Below are 21,810 nucleotides of genomic sequence, written 5' to 3'. Positions count from 1 at the left end.
AAAGGGCGGAAGACCCGAAGACCGGAAAACCCCAAGACCCGAACACCAGGAAGGCGGAAGCCCATGTGCCGATGGCTTGCCTACTCGGGGACACCCGTTCTGCTCGAGACCATCCTCTACCGGCCCGCGCACTCGCTGATCGACCAGAGCCTGCACGCCCGTATGGGCGTCGAGACGACCAACGGCGACGGCTTCGGCGTCGGCTGGTACGAGACCGACGACGGTACGCGGACCCCCGCCGTCTTCCGGGAGACCGGACCGGCGTGGAGCGACCGCAACCTGCGGGAGATCGCCGGGCACGTGCACTCGCCGCTGTTCTTCGCGCACATCCGGGCCTCCACCGGCACCGCCGTGCAGCAGACCAACTGTCACCCGTTCCGCCGTGGCCGGTGGATGTGGATGCACAACGGCTCGATCACCGACTTCCACCGCCTGCGCCGCGATCTGACCATGGCCGTCGACCCGGAACTCTTCCTGGACATCGAGGGCACGACGGACTCCGAGACGATGTTCTTCCTCGCCCTGACCCTCGGACTCGAGGAGGACCCGCCGGGCGCTGTCGCGCGCATGGCGGGTCTGGTGGAGGAGACAGGGCACCGGCACGGAGTGGAGTTCCCGCTCCAGATGACCGTCGCGGTGTCCGACGGACGACGGCTGTGGGCCTTCAGATACTCCAGCCAGGGCGCCTCACGCACGCTGTACTACAGCACCCGCGTGGAGACCCTGCGGGAACTCCACCCCGACATGGCCTTCCTGCGGGACGTGTCCGACGACACCCGCCTCGTCGTCTCCGAGCCCCTGGGCGATCTGCCGGGAGCCTGGAACGAGGTGCCCGAGAGCAGCTGGGGAGTCGTGCAGCCGGGGGCGGACGAACTGTTCCCGTTCACCCCGCAGACCTGACGAGTCACCCGGCGGACCTGGCACGTCACCCCGCGGACCCGCGGGGTGACGTGCCGTGTGCCCGCCTCGGTCAGCCCCGGGCGAACGGGTCGTCGTAGGAGTCGCTGCGCGCCACGCACAGGGCCCAGATGATGAACGCGGACATCGCGATCATGACGACCGACCACACCGGGTAGTACGGCAGCGAGAGGAAGTTGGCGACGATGATCAGGCCGGCGACGGCCACTCCGCCGATCCGCGCCCAGGTCGCGCCCTGGAACATGCCGAAGCCGATGACCACGGCGATCACGCCCAGGGCGAGATGGATCCAGCCCCAGCCGGTGAGATCGAACTGGAAGACGTAGTCGGCGGTGCTGACGAAGACGTCGTCCTCGGCGATCGCCATGATGCCGCGGAGGATGTCGAGGATCCCGGCGATCGTGAGCAGGGTGGCGCCGAAGACCATCAGACCCGTGGCCCACGCATCTCTCGTCCTGCGCCCGTGCGGCGTGTGTGTGGTGGCCATCGCTCTGCCTCGTTTCCTTGTGTCGTTGTGTCTTCCTGTGCCGTGCGTGCGAACTCAGGTGGCGGAGGACGCGCCGGTGCCGCCGGGGCGGGCCGACGGTCCGGCGTCGCTCAGGACGAGCTCCTTGGCCCGGCGGAACTCCTCCTCCGAGATGTCGCCACGGGTGCGCATCTCCGCCAGCCTGGCGAGCTCGTCGGCGCTGGAGCGCCGGCCGCTCTCGCCGGCCCTCTCACGGACGTAGTCGTCGAACGCCTTCTGCTGTGCCTGGGCGTGCGTGATCTCACGACGGCCCATGTCCTTGCCGCGGGCGATGAGGTAGACGAAGACGCCGAGGAACGGCAGCACGATGACGAAGATCAGCCAGCCGGTCTTGCCCCAGCCGCCCAGGGTGTCGTCGCGGAAGATGTCGCCGATGATCCGGAAGAGCAGGATGAACCACATGATCCACAGGAAGAACCACAGCATGGTCCAGAACATGCTCAGGAGCGGATAGTCGTAGGCGAGGTACACGGGGTTGTTCATCGTTGTCCTCCGTCTCGGCCGGCAGGCTCCTCGGCCCGCTTCCCCCAGCGTCCGCACCACCGCGCGGACCGCCTCACCCAGGGCGGGTGAAGTCCCTCAGGGCGGATGAACCCTCAGGGCGGGTGAACTCCCTTCAGGGCGGGTGGACCCCCTTGTCCTCAGGCCCCCGGCGGTCCGGCGTCCACCGGTGCGGTGGCGCGGGCCCGGCGCAGCGCGGCCCGCCAGGCGAAGGCGACGCCCAGTTCGGCGAGGCCGAGCAGCAGCAGCCACAGCCCGAGCAGCCGGGTCAGCGCGAGTGCGGACTCCGTGGGCAGGGCCAGCACCACGACGCCCGCGACGATGCCGAGCGCCGCGGCCCCGAGGACGGCACCGCGGTGCGGCAGGTCCTTGGTGGCGAGGGCCGCCCAGGCGGTCAGCATGCCGGTGACCAGCCAGACGGCACCGACGATCAGCGAGAGCGCGGCGATGGTCTGCAACGGGTCCCGCAGACACAGCACGCCGGCCAGGACGTACAGCATCGCGATCAGCACGCCCGCGAATCCGCCGCCGTGCCCCTTGCCGAACGCGGAGACGAAGCGGAACACGCCCGCCGCGAGCAGGTACAGGCCGACGATCACGGCCAGGACGTGCAGGGTCTCGTCCGGCCAGACCAGGGCGAGGACGCCCGGTACCAGCGACACCAGCGCCATGCCCAGCAACCAGGTCCAGGAGCTGCCCAGCTCGGCCAGCAGCCGCGCGGGATCACCGCCGGGGCCGGGCGCGGCCGGTCCGGCGGACCCCGGGACGGGTGGCGGTTCGGGTTCGGGGTGGGTGTGCGGTGCCGGACCACGCGACATGTCCATGGCTCCTCCTCGCATGCCGCGGTCGTACCGCGGACCGCCGCACTTCAGCCGAGACCTCAGTCGGGCATCTGCCGCATCTCCAGCACGCGCAGGCCCAGCGACTGGCAACGGGCCAGCAGCCCGTAGAGGTGGGCCTCGTCGACGACGGGCCCGTACAGCACGGTCTGCCCGGACATCACCACGTGGTTCAGCTCCGGGAAGACCCTCACCAGCGTCTCGGACAAGTGTCCCTCGACGCGAATCTCGTAGCGCATGTGCTGCTCCCGCCGACAGCCGATGGCAGACCTGCTGCGCCGTAGGCATCATCGTGCCGCCGCGGGCACGGTCGCACCTCACCCTGCGCAGGTGACCGGGCGTTCGCCGCTCCTCGCGGTGTCCGTGGGCCAGAGTCAGTGGATCAGTGGATCAGTGGATCAGTGGGTCAGGACGATCTTGAGAAGGACGATCAGCAGACCGAGGAACAGGTTGACCGAGGCGGTGAGGGCCGTCTGGCGGCCCGAGGCGCCGGCCCGTCGCGCCGCGGCCACGGACCAGCCCACCTGTCCGGTCACCGCCACCGAGAGGGCGAGCCACAGCGCCCCCGACACATCCAGCCCCAGCAGCGGGCTGACGGCGACCGCCACCGCCGGCGGAACCGCCGCCTTGACGATCGGCCACTCGTCGCGGCACACGTGCAGCACGGTCCGGCGGTCCAGCCCGTGCTGGGCCAGACGGGCACCGAACAGCTGGGCGTGCACATGCGCCACCCAGAAGACCAGGCCGGTCAGGAGCAGCAGCAGGACCACTTCCGCGCGCGGGAAGTCGCCCAGGGTGCCGGCGCCGATCACCACGGAGGCGGCGAGCATGGAGCCGTAGACGCCGCCCGTGTAGTCCGCGTGGGCCCTGCGTTCCGTCCGGCGGGCCGGCCCGGACGGCAAGTCGGTTCTGGACATGGCAGCCTCTCGGGGTCAGCGCGGGGGAGCGGCGGCCTCGGCACCGCCGCCGGGACCGGTGCGCGCGGGACGCCGTGCCCGGTCGGCCGGCAGATGCGGGGTGACCAGGAAACTGGCCAGGGTCAGCCCGCCGGTGGCGAGGATCGCCGCTCTGAGGCCGTCCAGCTGGGCGGAGGCGTAGGACTCGGTGACGGCCGTGACCTCGGACGGCGGCAGCCCGGCCCGTTCGGCCGCCGCCCGCACCTGGTCGGTGGAGACGAAGGAGACACCGGCCTCCAGCGCGACCCCGGCCTCCTCGCGGGTCTGCTCCGACAGTCTCGGATCGTCCTCCACGTTCGTGAGGAAGGCGTGCGCGAGCGCGCCGATGAGCAGCGACCCGATGAGCGCGGTGCCCAGCGCGGAACCCAGGTTCTGCGCCGTGTACTGGAGGCCGCCGACCTCGCTGCGCTCGGCCTCGCCGACGCTGGACTGCACGACGTTGCCCAGTTGCGAGGCGAGCAGTCCCATGCCGAGCCCGAGCAGCGACAGGGCGCCGGCGAACTGGGCGTCGTCGAGGACCGGGTCGATGGTCGCCAGCAGCCACACGACGGACCCGGTCAGGGTCACCAGGGCGAGCCGGACCACCCGGCGCGGCCCGGCCACCCGGCCCAGCAGGGGACCGCTCATGGAGGCCGCGAGCATGGTCACCGAGACGGGCAGCAGCCGAAGCCCGGTCTCGAACGCGTCGAAGCCCTGCACCACCTGGAGGTAGAGCGGGATGGTGAAGAACAGTCCGAGCAGGATGAGGTTCTGGCTCACCAGCGTCAGCAGCCCGGAGCGCAGCGCCGGCCTGTGCAGCAGCGGCAGATGGACCAGCGGCTCGGCGCCCCGCGCCTCGCGCCGCCGCTGCCAGCGCACGAACACGGCGAGCACCGCCACACCGGCGCCGACGACGAACAGCGTCGGCGCGAAGCCCAGCACCGTGAAGGGCGGGTTGCGCGGCTCGACCCAGCCCCAGGAACTGCTCTGCAGCACCCCGAGCACACCGAGCGCCAGTCCGGCCGCCGAGAGAACGGAGCCGACGACGTCCAGCCGGGGGCGCGGACCGGCGCGCGGCGCCTCGCTGATCGCCCGGTGGCCGATCAGCACGGCGAGCACCACCACGACCTCGCCCGCGAAGACCAGACGCCAGGTGAGATACGTGGTCACCCAGCCGCCGAGCAGCGGGCCGACCGCGATCCCCGCGCCGGCGAGGCCGCCGATGACGCCGTACGCCACCGTCCGGTCGCGCTCGCGGTACGACTCGGCGACCAGGGCCGCCATGGCGGGCAGCACCATCGCGGCCCCGAGCCCCTCGATGACGGACCAGCCCAGGGCCAGCATCCACAGGGTGGGGGCCACGGCGGTCAGCGCGGAACCGGTGCCGTAGACGGCCATCCCGATCAGGAACAGGCGCCGGCGTCCCACGATGTCGCCCAGACGGCCGCCGGTGATCATGAAGGCGGCCATGACCAGGGCGTAGAGCGTGATGACGGCCTGGATCGCCGTGACCTCGGTGTCGAAGTCCTCGACCAGCTGGCTGATGGACACGTTCATCACGGCGGTGTCCAGCACCATCAGGAACTGGGCTGTCCCCAGGACGATCAGAGCCCGCCAGCGCTTCACGCTTCCACCTCGCCGAGTCGGCCCGGGCCGCCTCGACCGGCGCCCGGGCGGCGGGCGCCGAGCCCGCCACCGCATCCATCACATCCCGGCCCCGTCCGCGGTGCCTCACCCCTCACGGGCGAGAGGACCGGCGGGCGAGGCCCTGGGGGTACCGGCGGGCGAGGCGCCAGGGAGTTGTGGCGTCCGGGGCCCACGCGTGCCGTCGCGGCAGGCTCCAGGGCGTCGTGGTGTCCGGGCCGGCGCGTGCCCTCGCGTCACAACAGACCCAGTTCCCGGGCCCGCCGCACGGCGTCGTTGCGCCGGTTCACCGCCAGCTTCCGGTAGACGCTCTTCAGGTGGGTCTTCACCGTGTTCACGGACACATGGAGGTCGGCGGCGATGTCCTCGGCCGACATCATCTGGGCGAGCCGCCGCAGCACGTCCAGCTCACGTCCGCTCAGCTGCTCCACCAGCAGTGGCTCGGGCTGCTCGCCGCCCGCTGCCGCCGGATCCAGCCAGCCCGCCGCCAGCTGCCGCAAGGGCCCGCTGCCGAGATACGAGCCGAGCCACGCGCCCGCCTCCGAGAACGGCCGCCGCAGCCTCTCGCGCCGTGCCTCCGTGAGCGACTGGGCGAGCAGCCGGCGGGCGGACGCCACGTCACCCGCGGCGTTCGCGGCCTGGGCCCGCAGCAGCGTGGCGCGGACGAGGACCGCCGGTCCCGCGCGCCCCTCGGCGCCGACGGCGTCGAGCAGCCGCAGCGCCGCGCCGTGGTCACCCGCCGCGAGCCGGGCCCGCGCCGCGCCGACCGCGCAGGACGGCTGTTCGGCGGCCACCGGTTCCAGCACCTCGGCCGCCGCGTCCGGGCGGCCCTCGGCCAGATGGGCGGCCGAGGCGACCAGCGCGGCCTGGCTCAGGGCCCACGGGGAGTCCACGTCGGTCGCCACGGCCGACTCGGCGGCCGCCAGGGCGGCGCGGGACCTGCCCCGGGCCAGCAGCAGACGGGCCGCGGCGATGGAGCGGCTCGCGGCCGCCACCGGATCCCGCTCCGCGTGCCGGGGTGTCTGGTCGAGCAGCGCCTGGGCCTCGGCCAGTTCGTCGCGGTCGACCGCGACGGCGGCCAGCACCAGCCGGCCCAGTCCCGAGCCCGCCGGCTGGGACAGGCCGAACCGCTCCGTCTCGGTCAGCGCCGCGACGGCCTTGCGCTCCGCCCGGGTCGGCCATCCGTCGAGGTAGTCGATGAGCGCCAGATGCGCCAGGGACTCCTCACGGGGAAGCGCCGTGGCGGCACCGGTGGTACCGCCGGCCACGCCGGTGAGTGCCGCTCGTGCCTCCTCGAAGCGGCCCGCCCACAGCCGGGCGCAGCCCAGCTGCGTCATCAGCAGAGCGGGCAGCTCCGGATGCTTCTCCAGCAGATGGGCGGGGACCTCCTGCTGGAGTTCCCGGGCCGTCAGGGCGGCCCGCTCGGCCCGGCCGGGCGAGCCGGCCAGGCGGGCCGCGACGGTCTCCAGCAGGGCGTGGCTCAGCTGGAGCGCCGCCGCGTCGGAGGGTCCTGCGGTGAGCTGTTCCCCGGCGTGCCTGAGGTGGTCCAGCCCGTGATCGAGTTCGCACCGGGAGAGATGGCAGGCCGCGCGGACCAGCTCCGTCGCCGGGCTCGTGGTGCCGGGGGCCATGCCGGAGAACAGCTCGGTCAGCTCGTCGGAGCGCAGACCGGTGAAGAGCTGCCCGATCGCCAGGTCCTCGACGAGGGCCTGAGCGGTGAACTCCCAGTCGCCCGCGGCGGCGCCGTGGGCCAGCATCTCCGGCAGGGAACCGGACCGCCGCGCCCACCGCGCTGCCCGCAGGTGCAGTTCCGGCTCCAGACCGGGCGCACGCTCCCGCAGATGCGCCCGGAGGATCTCGCGGAACAGCGGATGGAGCCGGTACCAGCCGTGCCCCAGGTCCTCGACGAACGCGTTCTCCCGGTGCAGTCCGGCGAGGATCGGCTCGCCGTCCTCCTGCCCGGTCAGCTCGTTCGCCAGCTCGGCGCCGAAACGGTCCAGCACGCTGACGCGCAGCAGCAGGTCCTGGGTCCGCGGCGGCTGCCGCTTGAGCACCTCCGCCAGCAGGAAGTCCGCCACCGTGCTGTGCCCGGCCTCGAACTCCTTCAGATACGTCGCCGGGTCCGGACTCTGCTGCGCCGCCAGGGCGCACAGCCGCAGTCCGGCCGCCCAGCCCCGGGTGCGCTCCACCAGCGCGCCCGCCTCCGGCTCGGACAGCCGCAGCCCGTGCCGGGCCAGCAGGGCGACCGCCTCGTCCGGGGTGAAGGCCAGCTGGGCGTCGCGGATCTCGGTGATCTCCCCGGCCGCGCGATACCGGTGCAGCGGCAGCAGCGGCTCGGTACGGGTGACGAGGACCAGCGTCAGTCCGGGTCCGGCATGGTGCAGCACGAACTCCAGCTGCTGCGAGATCTCCGGGGCGGTGACGCGGTCGTACTCGTCGAGGACCACGATCGCCGGGCGGTCACGGCCGCTGAGCTCGGCGGCGAGCCGGGTCAGCAGCGTGTGGTCCACCAGGCCCGCGTCCGCGGGCGGACCGATCCCGTCCGGCAGCGCCACACCGCTGATCCGCAGCGCCTGGAGCAGATGGGCCCAGAACATCCCCGGCGCCTGCACCGCCGTGTCCAGGGTGAGCCAGGCGACCGGCTGCCCGAGACCCGCGGCCCAGTCGGCGACCAGCAGGGTCTTGCCCGCACCGGCGGAGCCGTTGACCATCGTCAGCGGGGTCACCAGCGCTCGGCCCAGTTGCTCGACCAGCCGTTCACGGCGCAGGAAGGTCGTCGGTCTCGCGGGTGGAGCGAACCTGGTCCGCAGGAACGGATCGCCCAGCGGATCGACGCACGGGACGGCGGGTCCGCGAGAGATGTCGTCACCGACCACGACGCTCAGCACCCCCTCTCCCTGATCCGGGCAGTGCTTTCCCTCCCAGCATCACAGCCTCCCCGCGACCCCGCCCGTCGCAGAGGGCACACGGGTCGCCTCAGGGGCCGGAGGTCATGAGGACCGACTCCCCGCCCGACGGCGAGGACACCCGGCGCGGCGTGCTGCCGGGCGGGACGTCAGTCGTCCGCGCCCTCGTCGGGCTCGCCCGCCACCACCAGGCGCCGCAGCCGCTCGGACACCTCGGTGCGGGCCGCCGACGGCAGCCCGGCGTCCGTCACCAGCGTGTCGACCTGCTCCAGCGTCGCGAAGGAACTCAGTCCCACCGTGCCCCACTTGGTGTGGTCGGCGACCACCACGACCCGGCGCGCCGACTGCACCAGACGCCGGTTGGTCTCGGCCTCCGCGAGGTTCGGCGTCGACAGGCCGGCCTCGACCGATATCCCGTGCACACCGAGGAACAGCACGTCGAAGTGGAGCGTCGCGATCGCCTGGTCGGCCACCGGCCCCACCAGCGAGTCGGACGGGGTGCGCACCCCGCCGGTCAGCACCACCGTGGCGGCACCGGCGCGCGGCCCCGAGGTGCGCTGCGCCGCGTGGAAGACGTCCGCCACCCGCACCGAGTTGGTGACGACGGTGAGTTCGGGGACGTCCACCAGGTGATGGGCGAGCGCGTACGTCGTCGTACCGCCCGACAGCGCGATCGCGGCACCCGGCGCGACCAGCTCCGCCGCCGCCCGCGCGATGTCCTCCTTGGCGGTCAGCTCGAGCCCGGACTTCGCCTCGAAACCCGGCTCGTGCGTGCTCGCCTCCGCCACCGGCACCGCGCCGCCGTGCACCTTCTCCAGCACGCCCTGCCGGGCCAGCGCGTCGAGGTCGCGGCGGACCGTCATGTCCGACACGCCGAGCTTGCGGGTCAGCTCGTTGACGCGGACCCCACCGCGGCGGCGCACCTCGTCCAGGATCAGGGCGCGCCGCTGCTCCGCGAGGAGGTTCTGATTCTCGCTCACGTACGCTCCGGTCCTTTCCCCTCAACCCGTCCGACAAGCCCTGGCACCCTCCCCGGGCTCTCGGCTCCGCTCGGGCCGGGACCCCTTTCGACCAGGGCTTATCCCCGGGCTCCGGTGCGTGGGCGTCCCATCCTCGCACGGGCCGCAGCGGGCTGCGCCACCGATTGCCCGACGCGCGCATGTCACGTGGGTCTCATCTGCCGCTCACCCGGATCACGAATCGGGGAGATTCGGTGACGACAGGTGTACGGAGCGTGCTCGAAGGGCATCCTGGTGGCCCGCACGGACAGCGGAGACCGACGGTGCGTCACGGGGGAAGTGCGACACGGTGGAACACGCGCAGGAACGTGCCCTGAACGAAGCGGCGACGGCCACCGGGCCCGCCGACCGGCCCGACCGGCCCGACCGGCTCGGACAGCCCGGACAGCCCGACCGGCCCGGCCGGTCCGGGGCCGCGCTGGAGCTGCTGGTCCACGGCGTGGGCGGCACCACACCGGAACAGATGCTGGACGATCCGCGCACGGTACGGGTCGCGGGCGACGAGACCGCCGCCGTCTTCCGGCGCACCGCCGACGTCGAGGACCCCGCCCGCCACACCGGCCCGGACGCCCGACCGGTGCCCGAGGCGTACGTCTGGTGCAACCTCACCTCCGGCAACGGCGCCCGCGCCCTGTGGCTGTTGCTGCTGCCGTTCATGGTGGTCAACCTCGCCCACTGGATGCGCCCCGCCGCCCACGGCCGCACCCGCGCGGTACGGCTCTACGGGCTGCTGACCCGCCTCGCCGGGCTCAGCCTCACCGTGCTGCTGATCGCCGCCGCCTGCGAGGTCGCCCTCGACCTCGGCGCCTGGCAGTGCGCGGGCACCCCCGCCTGCGCCGAGCGGCACTCCTGGCTCGGCTTCCTGTCGCCCACCGTGTCCGACGGCGGCTGGTGGAGCCGCCCCGGCCGCCGCCTCGCACTCGCCGCGCTGCTGCCCGCCCTCCTCGTCGGCCTGCTCTGGTACCTCTCCCGGCGCACCTGGAACGCCTACGAGACCCAGGTGCCGCTCACCCATGCCGCCCCCGAGACCGACGAGGCCACCGCCCACACCGCGCTGAGCCGGCCCGGCTTCTGGTACGGCCGCCGCCTGGTCGCGAGGCTGCGCGCCGCGCACACCGCCGCGGGCCTGCTCACGGTGGCCGCCGCGGTCATCGGCCCCGCCGCCCGCCAGGACCGCGCCCCCGGCGGACCGGCCGCCCTCGACCTCGCGGGCCGGCTGCTCACGGCGGCCCTGCTCGCCGGCGCCGTCCTCGTGGTGGCGGTGGTCTGCCGCCGGGGCCGCACCGAGCGCCGCCTCGACGAGGACCGCGACGGCCCCCTGGTGCGCCGCCTGCCGCTCGTCGCGCTCCTGATGTTCGCTCTCGTCCTGGTGTACGCCGGCTGGGAGCGCCCGGAATGGGAGTCGTCCGGACGGCTGCCGGGCGACCCGGTCTTCGGCGGTATCGCCCTGGTCCAGGGACTGCTGGTGGTCACCCTCGCCGCCGTCGCCCACCTCCTGCACCGCTCGGCCGTCCCACCGGCCGGCACCCGGCCGCCGGACGACGCCCCCGCGAAGGCCCGCGCCGCCATCGCGGGCCTCGGCGGGCCCGCCGTCGCCATGCTGGCCTGCGCCCTGGGCGCGGTGATGTCCGGCGGGGTGTCCCAGCGGGTCGCGGACTGGCTGGACGGCACCCACGCCGCCATCCCCGGCCCGCCCGTCCTGCTGACCTGGCAGGCGTCCGTGATCCCGACCCTGCTCCTCGTCCTGATCGCGCTGATCGCCCTGCTGGCCCGGCACACCCTGCGGCAGGCCCGCGCCGAACGTGCCGCCGTCGCCGAGGACTACCCCGGCGAGCACCAGGAACCCGACCGCACCCGCCGTATCGCCCGCACCCGCGCCATGGCCGGCCTCACCGACCGCGGCCCGCTGCTCGTCGCCGTCGTCGCCACCGCCACCCTGCTCCTGGGCGCCGCGGCCCTCGTGGGCGCCCTGAGCACCGGGCAGACCCCGAGCCGCGCCGCCCGCGAGGCGCCCGCCTTCGTCCAGGGCGCCGCGGACACCGCGCAGGCCCTGGGCTCCTGGCTGATCGGCCTCGGCTTCATACTGTTCGTCACCTGGGGCCGCCGCGCCTACAAGGACGCCTCCGCGCGGCGCACCATCGGCATCCTCTGGGACGTCGGCACCTTCTGGCCGCGCGCCGCCCACCCGTTCGCCCCGCCCTGCTACGCCGAGCGCGCGGTGCCCGACCTGACCTGGCGGATCGACACCTGGGTGCGCTCCACCGGCGGCCGGCTCGTCCTCTCCGGCCACTCCCAGGGCAGCGTCCTCGCCGCCGCCACGGCCTGGCAGCTGTCCCCGGCCACCCGCAGACGGGTCGCCCTGCTGACCTACGGCTCGCCGCTGGAACGCCTCTACGGCCGCTGGTTCCCGGCCCACTTCGGACCCGACGCGCTGAGCGCCCTGCACCACGAGGTGGACTGCTGGCGCAACCTGTACCGGCTCACCGACCCCATCGGCGGCCCGGTCCGTGTGCCGCCGGGTGGCGGGCCCGAGGTCGACCGCGAGCCCCTGAAGGACCCGCTCGCCCACGGCCGCACCGACGACCACCCGCTGCCCGCACCCGTCCTCGGGCACTCCGACTACCAGGCGGACCCCGCCTTCGCCGAGGAGCGCCGGCGCCTGCTGGCCCGCCTGCGCCCCGACCTGCCGGCCCAGCGCCCCCCGGCCGGGGCCGGCACATCACCCTCGGCATCGGAGTCCGGCTCGTGCTGACCTCCGCCGGATGACGGACCGTCCCGGGCCGGCGGCGGTCATTCGGCCCTGATGTCGTCCACGTACACGACCCCCTCGGCCGGGGCGCCGCTGCCGTGGCCGAGGTACAGGTTGAACGCGGCCACCTCGGCGAGGTGGGCGGCGTCGAGCACCTCCCCGGCGTGCGCGGTGTCCCAGGGGGCGGGCCGGAACTCCGCGAACGGCGCCCGGATCTCCCGCCCACCGGTGTCGGACAGCGGGATCCCGTACTCGAAGTAGGCGCCCTTGGACACGATCTGGAGGGTCGCGCCGTTCGCCGAACCGTCGCCCCGCAGCCACAGCACCAGCGACGAGAAGGCGGTCCAGTCCGCGTCGACCGTCTTGCCGATGCCGGTGTACCCGGCGCTGCCGAGGTCGTACGCGTAGGCCAGCCCGTACGAGCCCGAGGCCTTGTGGTCGGCCGACAGGGTCGTGGTGTTGGCGTTGACGTGGCTGTAGGCCTCGCTGAGGGTGGCGTCGTCCCCGGCGTACCCCTCGAAGTCGTCGATCCATCCGGCGGGCAGGGGAGCGACCTCGCCGAGGAGGACCAGCGCCGAGTCGGTGAGGGTCCGGCCGTGCACCCGGGCCTCCACCGAGAGGGTCACCGACCGGTTGTCCAGCCAGGCCGGGTCGACCGGCCAGTCACCGGAGTGGAAGCCGTCGGCGTCGAGGCGGAGCTGCCGGGCGCGTCCGCCGTTCACCGAGTAGGTGACCCGGCTCGCCGCCGCGTGCGTGACCCGCACCCGGACGGTGTTCTCCGCGCCGGTCAGGCGCTGCCGGTCCGTGGGGGTCACCAGGTGCATGAACGGGGTGTTCCGTACGGCGGTGGTGCGCGCCGCGTACACGCCCCGCAGATCACCGGCGAACACCGTGTAGGGGTCCTGGGCGTACCGGACGAAGTCCGCGTGCAGGGCGTGGCCCGGCGTCGGCACGTAGGACCGGGTGCCGCTGCCGAAGTTGGCCCAGGTCTGCATGTAGGTCACCCGGCGGGCCAGCGGGTCCGCCTCGATGGCGGCCAGCAGCTTCGTGAACCACCGCGGGTCGCGGCCCTCCTCACCGCTCTCGCCGAACTCGGTGTAGGCCGGGACCTTGCCCCGTTCCTTGGCGAGGCGTACCACCATCGCCAGGTCCTTCACCAGGCTCTCCAGCCAGGCGTCCGATCCGGCGGAACTGTCGTAGGCGTCGTAGCCGAGGATGTCGACGTAACCGTCGCCCGGGTAGGTCTTGAGATAGCCCGTCGGGTCGCCGCCGAAGCCGGAGTTGGGCGAGTACGCGTAGAGCAGGTTGCGGACGCGCTTGGTGTCCCGCAGGTACTCGACCGTGTAGCGGAAGATCTCGATGTACTCCGCCGAGGTGGTGTGGCCGGCGCCCCACCAGAACCAGCCGCCGTTGTTCTCGTGGAAGGGCCGGAAGACGACCGGGATCAGCGTGCCGTCCGGTCGCCGTGCGCCCTTGACCGCCTCGGCGACACGGTCGAGGAAGGCGTTGTACCTCGCGTGCCGGGCGCCGCCGGGCAGGATCTGGCTGACGACACGGCCCGAGGTGTCGTAGAAGTTCTCGCCGGTGACGAAGTTCGGCATGTGCGCGCTGAGCGTGTTGATGCCCCCGCAGGCGTCCGCCTGCCGGATGCACCGGCTGAGCGCGGCGATGTTCTCGGCCTCGGTCGCGTCCCTCCGGCCGGGGCGCTCGTCACCGTCGAGGATCAGGGTGTCCCAGCCGAACAGCGCCGGGTGGTCGCCCACCGCCGCCTTGGTGTCGGACGCCTTGCCGTCCTGCGTGGTGAAGGTGACGCCGTAGGACAGGGCGTGCTGGTGGCCGAAGAGGATGCCGGCGCCCTGCTGCCGCATCAGGTGAGCGAAGAGCGCGCGCGTGGCACTCGTCGCCTTGTCGTCGGCGATCCGGACGGGGATCGGCGCGCCGGCCGGCGTCGCGGCGGGGCTCACGGCCGAGGCCACCGGTATGCCGGCGCCCGCCGCCATGGCGGTCGTGGCCCCGAGGAGGACGAACGAACGGCGGTTCACGGCAGGCTTGCGCATGGCTGTCTCCTTGGACATGGCCGGCTCTCACGGTGAAGGGAGGGCCGACTGTGCCGGATGGACGACAACGTTGTCTACGCTGTCGCGACAGTTAAGCGACCGGTTTAGTGAAATCGTCCGCTGGGTGGGACGGGAGGGCGTCTCGCGGGCTCGGGCCGGCTTCCGGCGTGAACCGCGAGACGCCCTCCCAGGGCCCGCCTTCTCACGCCGGATCCGGCAGGTCCTCCGGGAACAGCAGCGTCAGGTCGTCCGTGCTCGGCTCGGCGAACTGGGCGACGCGGCTCGCGTGCCGCTCGACCATCGCCTCGAAGGTCTGCCGCGCGGTACGGCCGTTGCCGAAGGCCGGGCCCTTGGGGAGCGCGGTGAAGTACTTCAGCAGGGCCTCGGCGGCGCCGGCGGCCAGCCGGTACTCGTGCTCCTCCGCCTGCTGCTCCACGATCCGCAGCAGCTCCTCGGGGCCGTAGTCGGTGAAGGTGATGGTGCGTGAGAAACGTGAGGCGACACCGGGGTTGACCGACAGGAAGCGCTCCATCTCGGCCGTGTAACCCGCCACGATCACCACGACCGCGTCGCGGTGGTCCTCCATCAGCTTCACCAGGGTGTCGATGGCCTCCTTGCCGAAGTCCCGGCCGGCGTCCTCCGGGGAGAGCGCGTACGCCTCGTCGATGAACAGCACGCCGCCACGGGCCCGTTCGAAGGCCTCCTGGGTGCGGATCGCCGTGGAACCGATGTGCTCGCCGACCAGGTCCACCCGGGACACCTCGACCAGATGGCCCTTCTCCAGCACGCCCAGCGAGGCCAGGATCTCGCCGTAGAGCCGGGCGACCGTCGTCTTGCCGGTGCCGGGGGAGCCGGTGAAGACCAGATGCCGTTTGACCGAGGCCGCCTTCAGGCCCGCCTGCTGCCGCCGCCGGCCCACCTCGATCATGTCGGTCAGCGCCCGCACCTCGCGCTTGACGCTCTCCAGGCCCACCAGCGCGTCCAGTTCGCCGAGCACGGCCTTGGACGTGCGGGCCGGCGGCGCGGCGGCGGGCGCCGGCTCTGTGGGGCGCGGCTCGGGGATCGCGCTCAGAAGCCCCGGCGTCAGCGTCGCCGTCTGCACGGCCGGCTCCTGCGGCGCGGCACGCCGCAGGCCCCCGCTCTCGTCGCTGGTGCAGTCCTCGACGACCGGTCCGGCACCCGAGCCGGCGTCCGGGCCGCCCTCCGCGAACTCGTAACCACCGCGCGCGCACCGCTCCGTACGGCACTTGCGCAGCGTCGTACGACAGCCGTCGAGCACATGGAAGCCGTAGCCGCCGCTGCCCGTCACCCGGCAGTTCAGGAAACTGCCGCGGCCGCCCGCCGAGACGTAGAAACCGGCCTCCGAGGGGGAGTCGACGGTGCAGCGCTCGATGGTGGGGTCGGCGCCTTTGGTGACGATCACACCGGTCTGGGTGCCGTCCACCGTGCAGTTGCTGAGGGTGCCGCCGCTGCCGTGGTCGCGGAACCAGGCACCCGTCGCCGCGTCCCGGATGCGGCAGTCGTCGAGCTGCGCGGTCGCTCCGTCGCTCACCGACACGGCCGTGTTGCGCACCTGGGACAGATCGCTGTCGACGACGTCGGCGCGGGAACCCCGGTCGAGGACGAACAGCGCGTCCGGCACGTCGTGCACACGGCAGGAGTCCAGCACCGCGGTCGCGCCGTCACTGACCCACACCGCCGGATAGTCACCGGTGCTGTCGAAGATCTCGCACTGGTTGGCGTCCACCCGGGTCCCCGGGTCCCACACCGACAGCCCGTTGCGGCCGAACTGCCGCACCGTCGTGCGGGTCAGCGTCAGCACCGCGCGCGACCGCAGGTCGACCGCGTTCTCCGGGATGTCGTGGATGCGGCAGTCGGCGAGCGTCAGCACGGCGTCCGTGTCGAGGGTGACGCCGTCCGCCGTGGTGCGATGCACATCGCAGTCGGTGAGATGGCCGGTGGCGCGGCCGGTGAGCTGCACCCCGCTGCCCCGGACCTCGTACACCTCGCAACCCACCGCCTCCAGCGCCGAGTTCTCGCCCGTCACGGTGAGGCCTGAACCGGCGGCGTGGTGCACCCGGCAGCGCGCCAGCCGCGGATGACCGCCGCCGCGCACCGCGACACCCGCCTGCCCGGCGGACACCACCTCGCACTCCTCGAACAGCCCGCCCCCGCCGTCCACCACGGCGATGCCGATGCCCGCCGGGTTGTCGACGGTGCAGCGGCGCACGGTCGGCCGGGCGTCGCCGCGCACCTCGATGCCCGCCGCGGACCGGGTGACGACCCGGACGTCGATCAGCTCCGGCGTGCCCTCCTCCACCAGCAGCGCGGGCGCGGCCGCGTCCTGGCCCTCCACGTGCAGGTCCTGCACCACGGCCGAGGCCCGCACGGTCAGCGGCACCCCGTCGATCGGGGCGATGCGCACCGAACCGGGAGCTCCTTCCGGGCCGCGCAGCGTCACGGCGCGCTCGACGACGAGGTTCTCCCGGTACGTGCCGGCGGCGATGGTGAGCACGTCACCGTCGGCCGCGGCCTCCAGGGCGGCGGCGAGCGATGCGTACTCACCTGTGCGGCGCCGCCACCGCGAAGTGCCGGTGTGCGTCACCTGGACCGTGCCCTGTGCCATGGCGTTGCTGCGCCCCCACCTCGTCGTACTGCCGGCTCGTCCGCCGTCGGGGCGCACCCCTTCGGCGCTCCGGCGCGCGGGTCTGTGCCGATGAGTTCGGCCGGTCCACCGTAGCGTGCGCGCGGACGGTGGGTTGACCGGAGCCGGAAGGCGGTCAGCTGCCGGCGCCGGTCCTGCCCCAGTCCGGTCCGGCCTGTTCCCAGGCCCGGTCCAGACGGGCGTACCGAACGCGGACCATGCGCCAGACGACCAGCCGTCTGAAGCCCTCGACCAGGCCCGCGGTGAGCAGCGCCGAGCCGACCCCGGCGAGCACGGCGTGCGTCGCGGCGGTGGCGCTGTCCAGAGGGCGGGTCACCGGACGGCCGTCCGGGTCGGTCCAGAGTCTGAACTCGTCGCCTGGTTCGGCGGACTCGAGCTGCGCCATGACCGGGCCCTGGTGCGTGCTGCCGTCGGGCCCGGTCCAGTCGGCCAGGACCCGGGTGCGGGTGTCGCGGGTCGCGGTCTCGGGGTCGGCGTCCAGCGGGCCGCGCTCCAGTCTGCGCACCACCGTGGCCGTCACCTGCTGCCGGGACTGGCGCTGTTCGCGGACCGAGCGCTGGAGGGAGTCCTGGGCCGCGGAGCCGACGAGAGCGCCGATCACGGGCGCGACGAGGAGCACCAGCAGCAGCGCCACCAGGGCCAGCCAGGCCTCGGCCAGATCGGTCGCGCGGCGCAGCGGATTGTGCCGCCAGCGCCAGAGTCCGCTCAGGGCTCGCACTCCCGCACCCCCTTCCCGCTCCGTGTCGGTCCCCGCCGGAGCCGCCGGCCGCCCAGGTGCGGAACCGGTCGGTGAAGGAGCGACATCACTCGTGACCGGGTCCGCACGACGTTCTCACGAGACCCCAACGTGCGGGCCGCCCACCGCGGTTCCCGCCCGTCGCCGACATGGCGGGTTCTCGTCACCGCGGCGCCGCCGCCGGTGCCGCGGACCGGGCTACGCGAGGATGCGCACCGGGTCACCGACGCGGACGGTGCCGGGGGAGAGGGGCACCAGATTCTGGCCGAAGACCACCTTGCCGCCCATCCGGCGATGACGCCCGAGGGTGAGCAGCGGCTCCTTGCCACGCTCGGCGCTCGACTGGTCGGTGGTGGTCACCACGCACCGCCCGCAGGGCTTGGCGACGCGGAACTCGACGCCCCCGACCGCGATCCGGGACCAGTCGTCCTCCGCCCACGGCGCGGTGCCCGCCACGACCAGGTTGGGCCGGAAGCGGTTCATCGGCAGCGGCCCCTCCTCGGGGCGGTCGCCCTGCGCGATCAACGCGTTCAGGGCGTCGAGGGAGGCCGCCGAGGTGACCAGCAGCGGGTATCCGTCGGCGAAGCTGACCGTCTCGCCGGGCAGCGCGTACCCCGGGTCGACGGGGCGCCGGACGGCGGGATCGTCCATGTGCACCAGCCGGACGTCGATGCCGAGGAAGGCACTGCACCAGGCGTGCGCGGCCGGGTCGGCCGGGATGCCGTCCACCTTGTCGCGGAAGATCTCCAGCGTCACCGCGCCGACCGGCTCCGGCACGGCCACCGTCAGCGGGTCGAGGCCGGGTGCGGACAGCCGAAGGCCGCCGCCGGGCAGGAGCTCGGCGGCGGCCAGGGCGAGGCGCGGCTGCTGGCGTTGCGTGACGACCTTTCCCCCGTCGTCGATCAGCACCCAGCGTCGGTCTCCGGCCAGCCCCCAGGGCTCCACGACGGCCTCCCGGGGCGACAGACCCCGGAACGCCTTGACCGGATGGACGTGGATCGACTGCAGTTCGGCATTCCCCATGCCGCCATCGTGCCAGGTGGCGCCGGCGGCACGGGAAGCCGATCAGTAGCCGCGGTACTGCTGGTTGTTGTACGGGTCCTGATAAGGGGCGGCGGCGGGACGCGGCGCCGCGGGGCGCATCGCCTCGTACCCGGTGCCGGGCGCGGCGGCCGGGCGCGGCTGCTGCGGGGCCTGCGGTCCGGGGTAGCCGCGCGGCGCGGAGGCCTGCTGCGGGATGTACGCCGTCGGCGCAGCGTGCTGGAGCGGCGCGGGATGCTGCGCCTGCTGCGGGTAGCCGTAGGCGGGCTGGGACGGGGCCGCCGGGAGGGCGGGCAGTGCGGACGGCAGCGCGGGCAGCGAACTGGCCGGCGTGTCGTACGCGGCGGGGACCCGGATCGGGGCGATCTGCGGGGTGCCCCGCTCGGCGACGAGAGAGTCGTAGATCGGGGTGTCCGGGAAGGAGGCGGAGTAGTAGCCGCCACCATAAGTGGAGCGGGGGGAGGTCATGGCACATAAGTTAAGCCCACGATGTGCTGGTTGGGGAGACCGATAATGGGGTTGTTTTCCGTGTCTGCGGTGACGCCGGATCCGTAATGCGAGCGAACACGGGAAAAAGGGGCGCCGAGCGGCACCCTGATCGTGTAAAGGCTCAGTTCCGGGCGGGTTACCCACGGTTGGCCCTGGGATCTTCCTACGACTTCGAAAGAGCCCGCGAGGCATCCCGCGCACCCCGTGGGAGTTCGCGGCCCGGGGCAATAGGTTGTGCGTGCAGAGATCCCAGGGAGAACGCGTGATGGGGGCGGACATGTCCATGCCGAAAGGATCGAATACGCCGGTGCCGACGACGGCGCTGCGCGTCGAGGTGGGCTGGCGCGGCGGGCCGGGGGTGCCCGACGCGGACGCCTCGGCCCTGCTGCTGGTGGGCGGAAGAGTCCGCTCCGACAGCGACCTCGTCTTCTACAACCAGCCCGCGCACACCTCGGGCGCGGTCCGCCACGAGGGCAAACGGGACGCCGGCGGCCGGGTGACCGACACGCTCCTCGTCGACCTCGCGCGCGTGGAGCCCGCCGTGGAGACGGTGGTGCTGGCCGCCTCCTCCGACGGCGGCACCTTCGGCCAGGTCCCGGACCTCTCCATCGAGGTCAAGGACGCCGCCCGGGGCACCGTGGTCGCCCGCTTCGACAGCACCGACGCCTCGGTCGAAACGGCGTTCGTGCTCGGCGAGTTCTACCGCCGCCAGGGCGCCTGGAAGTTCCGCGCGGTCGGCCAGGGCTACGGCAGCGGCCTCGAAGGGCTCGCCACCGATTTCGGCATCACCGTCGACGAACCCCAGCACACCCCGCCCCCCGCCCCGACGCCGACCGTCACGGCACCCGTCATCGCACCCCCGCCGCCGCCCGCGCGGCCCGTGACCGCGCCCCCGCCGCCGCCCGCCGCGCCGCCCGCCGCGCCCGTGCGGCTCACCAAGGTCACGCTCACCAAGAGCAGCCCGACGGTGTCGCTGGCCAAGCAGGGCGGCACCTCGGGCGCGCTGCGCGTCAACCTCAACTGGCAGGTGCGCAAGCAGTTCTCGGGATGGGGCAGCAAGCGCGGGCGGGCCGTCGCCATGCACTCCGACCTCGACCTCGACCTGTGCGCCCTGTACGAGCTGGCCGACGGCACCAAGGGCGTCGTCCAGGCCCTCGGCAACACCTTCGGCGCCCTGCACCAGCCGCCGTACATCCACCTCGACGGCGACGACCGCACCGGGGCCGTGGCGACCGGCGAGAACCTGACCGTCAACCTCGATCACAAGGACGCCTTCCGGCGCATCCTCGTCTTCGTCTTCATCTACCAGGGCGCCCGCTCCTTCGCCGACCTGCACGCCACGGTCACCCTGCAACCGCAGCACGGCGCCGCCATCGACTTCTCCCTGGACGAGTGCACCGTGCCCTCCCAGGTGTGCGCGCTGGCGCTGATCACCAACACCGGCGGCGACCTCGTGGTCCAGCGCGAGGCCCGCTACCTGGTGCTCGACCGGGGCCTCAGCCCGCAGCGGGCCGTCGACCAGGCCTACGGGTTCGGCATGAACTGGACGCCCGGACGGAAGTGATCAGCCCTCGTCCGCGACGGCGTCCGGACGGGTGTAGGTGCGGCCCTTCCAGGCCGCACCTCGCCCCTGGTAGTGCCGCACCGCCGAGTCGACCGTCATCAGCAGATAGAGGAAGGCCGTGAACGGCAGCAGGGGAGCGAGCCACAGGGGCTGCCGGTAGTAGCGCAGCATCGGCCCGTACGTCCCCGCCATCACCAGCCACGCCGCGGCACCCGACGCCGCAGCCGCCATGTCGCCCGCGACCGCCCCGGCGAGCAGCGCCACCGGTGGCACCAGATACACGACCGCCAGTCCGGCGACCGTGCCGAGCAGCAGCGGCGGGTTGTGCCGCAGCTGCGCGTAGGCGCTGCGCGACACCATCCGCCACAGGTCGTGCAGCCGCGGATACGGCCGCACACTGTCCACCCGCTCCGCCAGCCCCAGCCACAGCCGGCCGCCGGCGCCGCGGACCGCCCGCGCGAGCGCCACGTCGTCGATGACGGCCTGGCGGATGGCGTCCGGGATCCGGGCCCGCTCGGCGGCCTCGGTCCGCAGCAGCACACAGCCGCCCGCCGCTGCCGCCGTCCGCGCCCCGCGTCGGCCGATCCACCGGAAGGGGTACAGCTGCGCGAAGAAGTAGACGAACGCCGGCACGACCAACCGCTCCCACAGGCTCTCCACCCGCAGCCGCGCCATCTGCGACACCACGTCGAAGCCCCCGGTGCGGGCCGCCGCGACCAGCGTGCGCAGGCTGTCCGGGGCATGCGCGATGTCCGCGTCGGTCAGCAGCAGATACTCGGGAGCACACGCGCGTGCCTCCCCGATGCCGTGCCGCACCGCCCACAGCTTGCCGGTCCAGCCCGCCGGCGGCTCACCCGGCGAGACCACGGTGAGCGGCAGCCCCGGCCGAGCCTCGGCCAGCTCCCGGGCCAGCTCACCGGTGCCGTCCGTGCTGCCGTCGTCGACGAGGAACACCTCCGCCCGCCCCGGATAGTCCTGCCCGAGCAGCGACGGCAGGCTCAGCGGCAGCACCGCCGCCTCGTCACGGGCCGGCACGACCACACAGACGCTCGGCCAGTCGTCGGGATCGCGGCGCGGCGGCAGCCTGACGTCCGTGCGCCAGAAGAAACCCTGGCCGAGCAGCAGCCACAGCCAGGCGGCGAGTGATCCGGCGGCAGTCCATGCGAGGGCGCTCACCCGCGCAGTCTGCCCCACGGCGGCGGCCGTCAAGAGCACATCGTC

General features: G+C 73.4%; 17 protein-coding genes. 3 read left to right on the top strand and 14 right to left on the bottom strand.

Annotated features, from left to right (window positions below):
* Positions 1-63: 63 nt before the first annotated feature.
* Positions 64-900 (top strand): class II glutamine amidotransferase, encoded by an 837-nt coding sequence (locus ABT232_RS22695; protein WP_351842687.1) that lies wholly within the window; start codon positions 64-66, stop codon positions 898-900.
* 70 nt (positions 901-970) lie between these two features.
* Here the strand turns inward: ABT232_RS22695 and ABT232_RS22690 are convergent, their stop codons facing one another.
* The 8 genes from ABT232_RS22690 to ABT232_RS22655 all read right to left on the bottom strand — a co-directional run bounded on the left by ABT232_RS22690 (position 971) and on the right by ABT232_RS22655 (position 9,249).
* Positions 971-1,405 carry a DUF7144 family membrane protein gene (locus ABT232_RS22690; RefSeq protein ID WP_351842685.1) on the bottom strand — a complete coding sequence of 145 codons (435 nt, stop codon included), beginning with the start codon at positions 1,403-1,405 and terminating at the stop codon, positions 971-973.
* A 54-nt stretch (positions 1,406-1,459) separates the two neighbouring features.
* Positions 1,460-1,927, bottom strand: a complete 468-nt coding sequence (locus ABT232_RS22685) for an SHOCT domain-containing protein (protein ID WP_351842683.1) — start codon at positions 1,925-1,927, stop codon at positions 1,460-1,462.
* A gap of 158 nt (positions 1,928-2,085) precedes the next feature.
* The gene (locus ABT232_RS22680; RefSeq protein ID WP_351842681.1) at positions 2,086-2,769 is read right to left on the bottom strand and encodes an HdeD family acid-resistance protein; all 684 of its coding nucleotides are present in this window, start codon (positions 2,767-2,769) and stop codon (positions 2,086-2,088) included.
* A gap of 56 nt (positions 2,770-2,825) precedes the next feature.
* Entirely contained in the window at positions 2,826-3,023 is a 198-nt protein-coding gene (locus ABT232_RS22675; RefSeq protein ID WP_351842679.1) for a DUF8691 family protein, read from the bottom strand.
* Positions 3,024-3,182: 159 nt separating this feature from the next.
* Positions 3,183-3,701 (bottom strand): hypothetical protein, encoded by a 519-nt coding sequence (locus ABT232_RS22670; protein WP_351842677.1) that lies wholly within the window; start codon positions 3,699-3,701, stop codon positions 3,183-3,185.
* A 15-nt stretch (positions 3,702-3,716) separates the two neighbouring features.
* Positions 3,717-5,345 (bottom strand): MFS transporter, encoded by a 1,629-nt coding sequence (locus tag ABT232_RS22665; protein ID WP_351842675.1) that lies wholly within the window; start codon positions 5,343-5,345, stop codon positions 3,717-3,719.
* Between the two features lie 254 nt (positions 5,346-5,599).
* Complete coding sequence (locus ABT232_RS22660; RefSeq protein ID WP_351842673.1) at positions 5,600-8,251, bottom strand: winged helix-turn-helix domain-containing protein; 2,652 nt, start codon at positions 8,249-8,251, stop codon at positions 5,600-5,602.
* 167 nt (positions 8,252-8,418) lie between these two features.
* Positions 8,419-9,249: a DeoR/GlpR family DNA-binding transcription regulator gene (locus tag ABT232_RS22655; protein WP_351842671.1), complete on the bottom strand. Its 831-nt coding sequence runs from the start codon at positions 9,247-9,249 to the stop codon at positions 8,419-8,421.
* Between the two features lie 328 nt (positions 9,250-9,577).
* Here ABT232_RS22655 and ABT232_RS22650 point away from each other — a divergent pair, with 328 nt between their 5' ends.
* Positions 9,578-12,040: a hypothetical protein gene (locus tag ABT232_RS22650; RefSeq protein WP_450872087.1), complete on the top strand. Its 2,463-nt coding sequence runs from the start codon at positions 9,578-9,580 to the stop codon at positions 12,038-12,040.
* Positions 12,041-12,078: 38 nt separating this feature from the next.
* On the opposite strand, the gene ABT232_RS22645 is transcribed toward ABT232_RS22650, so the two are convergent.
* From ABT232_RS22645 to ABT232_RS22625, 5 genes are all read right to left on the bottom strand, one after another.
* Positions 12,079-14,094, bottom strand: coding sequence for a glycosyl hydrolase (locus tag ABT232_RS22645; protein WP_351842669.1), 2,016 nt, complete (start codon positions 14,092-14,094; stop codon positions 12,079-12,081).
* A 202-nt stretch (positions 14,095-14,296) separates the two neighbouring features.
* Positions 14,297-16,720 carry a right-handed parallel beta-helix repeat-containing protein gene (locus ABT232_RS22640; RefSeq protein WP_351842667.1) on the bottom strand — a complete coding sequence of 808 codons (2,424 nt, stop codon included), beginning with the start codon at positions 16,718-16,720 and terminating at the stop codon, positions 14,297-14,299.
* A 154-nt stretch (positions 16,721-16,874) separates the two neighbouring features.
* The gene (locus tag ABT232_RS22635) at positions 16,875-17,477 is read right to left on the bottom strand and encodes an Rv1733c family protein (protein ID WP_351842665.1); all 603 of its coding nucleotides are present in this window, start codon (positions 17,475-17,477) and stop codon (positions 16,875-16,877) included.
* 216 nt (positions 17,478-17,693) lie between these two features.
* On the bottom strand, positions 17,694-18,518 hold the full coding sequence (locus ABT232_RS22630; protein WP_351842663.1) for an MOSC domain-containing protein: 825 nt from the start codon (positions 18,516-18,518) through the stop codon (positions 17,694-17,696).
* A 42-nt stretch (positions 18,519-18,560) separates the two neighbouring features.
* On the bottom strand, positions 18,561-19,004 hold the full coding sequence (locus ABT232_RS22625) for a DUF6643 family protein (RefSeq protein ID WP_351842661.1): 444 nt from the start codon (positions 19,002-19,004) through the stop codon (positions 18,561-18,563).
* A 304-nt stretch (positions 19,005-19,308) separates the two neighbouring features.
* On the opposite strand from ABT232_RS22625, the gene ABT232_RS22620 reads away from it, so the two are divergent.
* Complete coding sequence (locus tag ABT232_RS22620; protein WP_502975449.1) at positions 19,309-20,589, top strand: TerD family protein; 1,281 nt, start codon at positions 19,309-19,311, stop codon at positions 20,587-20,589.
* Here ABT232_RS22620 and ABT232_RS22615 read toward each other — a convergent pair whose 3' ends face one another.
* A complete protein-coding gene (locus tag ABT232_RS22615) occupies positions 20,590-21,765 on the bottom strand; it encodes a glycosyltransferase (RefSeq protein WP_351842657.1) in 1,176 nt (391 codons plus the stop codon). It lies immediately after the preceding gene.
* Positions 21,766-21,810 lie beyond the last annotated feature (45 nt).

It is taken from the genome of Streptomyces sp. NPDC001532 (genome assembly GCF_040298625.1).
Taxonomy (GTDB): Bacteria; Actinomycetota; Actinomycetes; order Streptomycetales; family Streptomycetaceae; genus Streptomyces.
Note: the sequence above shows the minus strand (reverse complement) of the source record. Positions and strands in the feature narration are given on the sequence as shown.

Bases quoted from the DNA above. Each gene is read 5' to 3' on its own strand.
- ABT232_RS22685 (WP_351842683.1), bottom strand. From the start codon at position 1,927: ATGAACAACCCCGTGTACCTCGCCTACGACTATCCGCTCCTGAGCATG.
- ABT232_RS22690 (WP_351842685.1), bottom strand. From the start codon at position 1,405: ATGGCCACCACACACACGCCGCACGGGCGCAGGACGAGAGATGCGTGG.
- ABT232_RS22625 (WP_351842661.1), bottom strand. From the start codon at position 19,004: ATGACCTCCCCCCGCTCCACTTATGGTGGCGGCTACTACTCCGCCTCC.
- ABT232_RS22640 (WP_351842667.1), bottom strand. From the start codon at position 16,720: ATGGCACAGGGCACGGTCCAGGTGACGCACACCGGCACTTCGCGGTGG.
- ABT232_RS22670 (WP_351842677.1), bottom strand. From the start codon at position 3,701: ATGTCCAGAACCGACTTGCCGTCCGGGCCGGCCCGCCGGACGGAACGC.
- ABT232_RS22620 (WP_502975449.1), top strand. From the start codon at position 19,309: ATGCCGAAAGGATCGAATACGCCGGTGCCGACGACGGCGCTGCGCGTC.
- ABT232_RS22695 (WP_351842687.1), top strand. From the start codon at position 64: ATGTGCCGATGGCTTGCCTACTCGGGGACACCCGTTCTGCTCGAGACC.
- ABT232_RS22680 (WP_351842681.1), bottom strand. From the start codon at position 2,769: ATGGACATGTCGCGTGGTCCGGCACCGCACACCCACCCCGAACCCGAA.
- ABT232_RS22675 (WP_351842679.1), bottom strand. From the start codon at position 3,023: ATGCGCTACGAGATTCGCGTCGAGGGACACTTGTCCGAGACGCTGGTG.
- ABT232_RS22630 (WP_351842663.1), bottom strand. From the start codon at position 18,518: ATGGGGAATGCCGAACTGCAGTCGATCCACGTCCATCCGGTCAAGGCG.
- ABT232_RS22645 (WP_351842669.1), bottom strand. From the start codon at position 14,094: ATGCGCAAGCCTGCCGTGAACCGCCGTTCGTTCGTCCTCCTCGGGGCC.